The organism is Mycetohabitans sp. B2 (genome assembly GCF_021733735.1).
In the GTDB taxonomy this organism is placed as follows: Bacteria; Pseudomonadota; Gammaproteobacteria; order Burkholderiales; family Burkholderiaceae; genus Mycetohabitans; species Mycetohabitans rhizoxinica.
Window position 1 is genome coordinate 1 of sequence record NZ_JAHKSP010000036.1, and the last position, 4766, is coordinate 4766.

At 54.6% G+C, this 4766-nt stretch carries 4 protein-coding genes; all 4 read right to left on the reverse strand.

Annotation, left to right across the window (positions count from 1 at the left end):
* Positions 1–161: 161 nt before the first annotated feature.
* Entirely contained in the window at positions 162–941 is a 780-nt protein-coding gene (locus KPG66_RS07750; RefSeq protein ID WP_237070546.1) for a hypothetical protein, read from the reverse strand.
* Positions 942–1500: 559 nt separating this feature from the next.
* The gene (locus KPG66_RS07755; RefSeq protein ID WP_237070547.1) at positions 1501–2928 is read right to left on the reverse strand and encodes a hypothetical protein; all 1428 of its coding nucleotides are present in this window, start codon (positions 2926–2928) and stop codon (positions 1501–1503) included.
* A 137-nt stretch (positions 2929–3065) separates the two neighbouring features.
* Positions 3066–3245, reverse strand: a complete 180-nt coding sequence (locus tag KPG66_RS07760; protein WP_237070548.1) for a hypothetical protein — start codon at positions 3243–3245, stop codon at positions 3066–3068.
* A 275-nt stretch (positions 3246–3520) separates the two neighbouring features.
* Positions 3521–4651 (reverse strand): hypothetical protein, encoded by a 1131-nt coding sequence (locus KPG66_RS07765; RefSeq protein WP_237070549.1) that lies wholly within the window; start codon positions 4649–4651, stop codon positions 3521–3523.
* Positions 4652–4766: the final 115 nt, after the last annotated feature.

The following is a 4766-nucleotide window of genomic DNA, read 5'->3' on the forward strand; positions in this document are numbered from 1 at the left end:
GCATTGATCGCCTCCACACTATCGGTCCAACTACCTGTCAGATCGAGTTCCAGCTAATACATTTCTTCGGACCGTTTCACTCTTGAAGAACGGCCTCGACATAGCACGACGTCAGATCGTCGTGCGCCTTACGATTGAGGTTGCAGAATGACACCAATAGGCTATCGCTGCGGTGCTTGTTGTGCAATTGCCGGTTGAACCGCTCGCCTTTGTCTCTGTTGGTCCACATCTGTGGTCTGCTCCGGCAACACCCATCGCACCCAATGTCGCTTGCGGTGCCTCCGCACCTCGGTGACGTGAACTGTGTTATTCCACTGTTTCGCAGCATCGATATTCGCATCACTAAATAGGCCCGACGTCGTATAATCGAACAGGCTGTCTTGTTGCGAAAGTATCTGGCGTTCATCGGCCAACGCATCGCTCGCACCGAATTCCGCGATTTGCTTGAAATGCTGATAGGCCGCACTGTCCTCTGGGTATTCCGCATAGCATTTCGCCATCGCACAGGCTTCCGCCGCCAGCCGAGCTTCTTTAACTTCACCTTTTCCTGTGAAATTTCTGATACGCTGCTTCTCTTCTAGATGCAACTGCCTGTTAAAGCGAAATCGCAACCCAGCATACGCCAAGTTCGTCAATACTGCTTGCTGTTCGGGAGAGACTCGCCTGCTTCCTCCCCTCGCCTCAACGCACGCAGTTCCTTGATGAACTGGTAGATAATTGCCGCAAAAAAGGTTAAATAAGCAGGCAACCCTATAAGCATTGGACGCCAGCCCTACCCACTCCTGCCGATACCAAGGATTCAGCACACTATCGAGTTTGCCCTCAATTTTGACTCCAATCGGATACCCGACCACCGTCCCCACCGCCGCGCCCGCCATTGCCGCATTTGGATTCTGACCTTGCAGTGCCAAGCCGGTCAACGCACCGCCGACTCCCGTCATGAACACGGGAACGAACTACATCTCCGTCGCTACCGCGCCCGTCGCACCCGACAACACAAAGCTCGTCCAGTCAAAACCGTCGCGATTCCATTACCTGGCGATACCATAACACCGCCCCAAACCACCATAAAGTGCTGTCCCACCCCCAGCATATCCTTCAAAATTATTCGCTTGTCCAGACTTGACCGTTTTTGTATTTATATACCCAACGGGTAGCAAACACCCTGTCATCCTTTTCCCCGGTGCGCGATTTCATTTACTGGCAAGCCTAGCTTAACACCACCTCACCTATTATCATCCTTAAACCACGGGCCGAATTTCTTAGGTTCGTCGCTCAACATTCCCCCTTTGCGCAGATGCTTTGGTAGCACTCGAATAAGCCAAATGCTCACTACTATAAATAGCGGCAGCCCAATTAGTAGCATCGCCTCGTTATCTTCTAATCGGAAAGCTATTCTGCATAATCCCGCAACTATAAACGACCAGAATCCAGCACCAACAAACGAAAATAAACTGACCGTCCCACATATCTCCAAAGTCGCGCAAAGTCGTCGCCAGTTCATTTTCTCTCTCCAGCATGACGTATGTCGTTGACTATTGCTCCACCCTTTGAACCTACGCCAAACAGCAGGGTTCCCTGAGTCACACCATACGGTAAGGGCATATGAGTGAATGGATTCAATATCGGATTATTTATTCTCGGAACTGTCACATTGAACATAGAGCTCGGACGATTCAACCCATCCGCCACGCCAATTTTGAGCGGGACAGAAGCCCGTAGAGCCAAAGCTGCAGTACCAAAACTAAGTGTGTCATATACGGTATTGCCCCACATTGGACTAATTTGATTAAATCCCCAACGCAATGGATTCACACCCTGGGCATCAGTACCATTATATCGATTGTATAGCCCTTCTCCGCCTTCCACCATATCGCTTATACCAAAACTAATCATGCCAACTCCTGCCACGCACCCAACACCAGTCGTCGCACAAATTGTAGCCCCTGTCTTGGCAGTGACGCCGCCCGCCACCACCTTCGTCACATCCTTTACCACCCCAATCGGATCGCTCTTCACCGCATCGCCAATCTTCTGGCCTGGGGTGTACTTGAACAGCCCCGCCTCTTTCCGTTGATTTACCCAATCGATTTCTGGTTGCAGTTGTGAAGCCTCAAGCTGGCTCACATAGTGCTTCTTGTACTCCTCGCTTCCCGGCTTATACTCCGCCCAGCACTTCACCGCATAGCACTCTGCCTTTGTTAGCCGCTCTTGCTCAGCCTTATTGCTGCCCGCTCTTTCCGCGATCGCCCTCTTTTCATTGTCGTTAATCTGCCGATTAAACCGTCCCTCCGTCACCGCAGCCGTCGTCACAGCCTGTGTATCTTGGCCCGCCATCCCCGCCACCGCTGCCACCAACGAACTCACCAGGTTTGTTTGCGCTTCTTTCTGCCGCTGCGTCAACCCCTGCATCGGCCCGAGTAGCGTGCCCAGCATCGAACTGGCCGCCGCCTCCTTCGCCCCCGCGCCGCAATCCTGGCGGCTAGCCGCCGCGCCCGCGCGCCCCACCAGCGCATGCAGCGCCGCACGCGCCTTCTCGCTTTGCAAGCCATCCGCCACGCGTTTCACTTCACTAGCCGCCAAACCCTGCACGTAATTGACGGTCGCCGACAGCGCGAACTGCCCCGCGCCTGCCGTCACATTGCCCCCCGCTGCTGCGCCCAGCGCCGACAGCGCCCGTCGATAAGTGCCGCCCGGGCCCCATTGCGCCTTTAGCTGGGCCGCCTGCTGTTGCGCTTGTGCCCTGGCCTGTGGACTCAGATTCGGGTCCTGCGCCGCTTGTTGCGCTTCATCCAGTTGCGCTTGACGATGACCCACGAACGTGCCGATTTGATGCGTCAGCTGATTCGCCATCTCGAACCCTGCCTGAATCTTCTGCTTGTCAAAGATCGGCTTGAGCGCGTTATCGCCATCCTGTCCGCTCCACACCTGCTGGTTCAGCCCGGCAAGGCTTTGCGCAACGTCTTGCCCCGTCAAAGCTTGCTGTTGCGCTTCGTCCGTAATGTGAATCGTATCGGCGCTGATCCCGCTCAGCGTCGTGCTGCTGGCCTTGCCCGAAGCGGCCATCACGCTCGGCGGCGCAACGCTGAATCCGCCCGGAGTGTTGTGTCAACCCCTTCCAGGTCTTCGCCGCCACCCCTGCCGCCCAAACTGTAACCTCCGCTCAGCCCCACGCTACTGCCCTTGTATTCGGCGTAGTTGACGATATCCTCGGTACTTAACGTGCGCGTCGTCAAACTATTCACTTGTTTCTGGTCAATATATCGAGACACGACCGCTCTGAGATTTTTGAATAGATCAACGATGATCCTTTCTTGTCTTGATATATTGAACTATAGCGAACACCCCAAACACACATGCCATCAAAGATCCCCGCACAATCACAAACCTTGTATCACCACCCCCCACGAAAAATTTACACCGTAAAACATTACAACAAAAAAAATTGCAGTCACCTTTATTGCCAAAAAACATAATATCGACAATAAGTAAGTCAAAAGGATAACAAGCACGAGTCGGATCATCTTTTCTCATCCATCTGCTTCTTTGCCTTATTTATTGAAGCACCCACCGCTTCTCCTCCTGCACCGCCAGCAGCAGCTGAACCAATAGCAGGTAAGCGATTTTGCCTAAATAAATTCCACCCCGATGATCCAACCCACTTACCAACACTATCCCAATCAGCACTATTAATCGTCGGACGCGAAGCAGATTCAATTGCTTTTTCTATACTCTTGCCAACGCCATAACCAAATAACGATGCAACACCAGCGGCAATACCACTGAACATAACGCTATCGTTTTTACCATACAACTTGTTATTAATAACCGTACTCGCAGTCCCACCCACGGCATTGACTCCGATATTCCAACCAAGGCCACCATATACGCCAACTGGCCCAGCCATTGTCGCGGCGGCTACATCCACCGGATTAATGTCACCGTTTTGCATATATTGCGATCCAGCATTGATACCGCCACTAATAATGCCAGTTCCCACTGGTGACGCCCACATTCCGGAACCCAGCGCACCCTCGCTGCTAAAAATCGGCGCTCCTGGCAACGCAGCAACTGGGCCTCCCACTGCAATCGCGGCCGCGCCAGCCGCCGCTCCCAGCGTCTGTTTCGCAATCACATCGCGACTAGCCGCATCGCGATTCACTGACGCATTGATGACCTCTGATGAGGGCGCGTTAAGCCCCACGCCGCTCGGATAGTGCCCTGCATACATGCTCGGATCAGCCTTCTGCGCTGGCGTCGCATAGAACATATACCCCGGCCCGCTGTCACCGTCTGCCGGCATCATCCCATGCGCCTGCCTCAGGAATTCATGGGCCCGTTGATTCCATTCGCCTGGCGAGCCATTCTGTATTTGCAGGTTTGCCTGTATTGTCAGTTCTTCACGCGCCTGTTCGGCGCTCAAACCGTAGCGCTTCGCATACACCGCTTCACGATCACTGATCCACTTCCTCTCCTGCGGATGCAGCTGCCGATTAAACCGCCCCTCCGTCACCGCAGCCGTCGTCACAGCCGGTGTGTCTTGACCCGCCATCCCCGCCACCGCTGCCACCAACGAACTCACCAGGTTTGTTTGCGCTTCTTTCTGCCGCTGCGTCAACCCCTGCGTCGGCCCGAGTAGCGTGCCCAGCATCGAACTGGCCGCCGCCCCCATCGCCCCCGCGCCGCAATCCTGGCGGCTAGCCGCCGCGCCCGCGCACCCCACCAGCGCATGCAGCGCCGCACGCGCCTCCTCGCTTTGCAAGCCA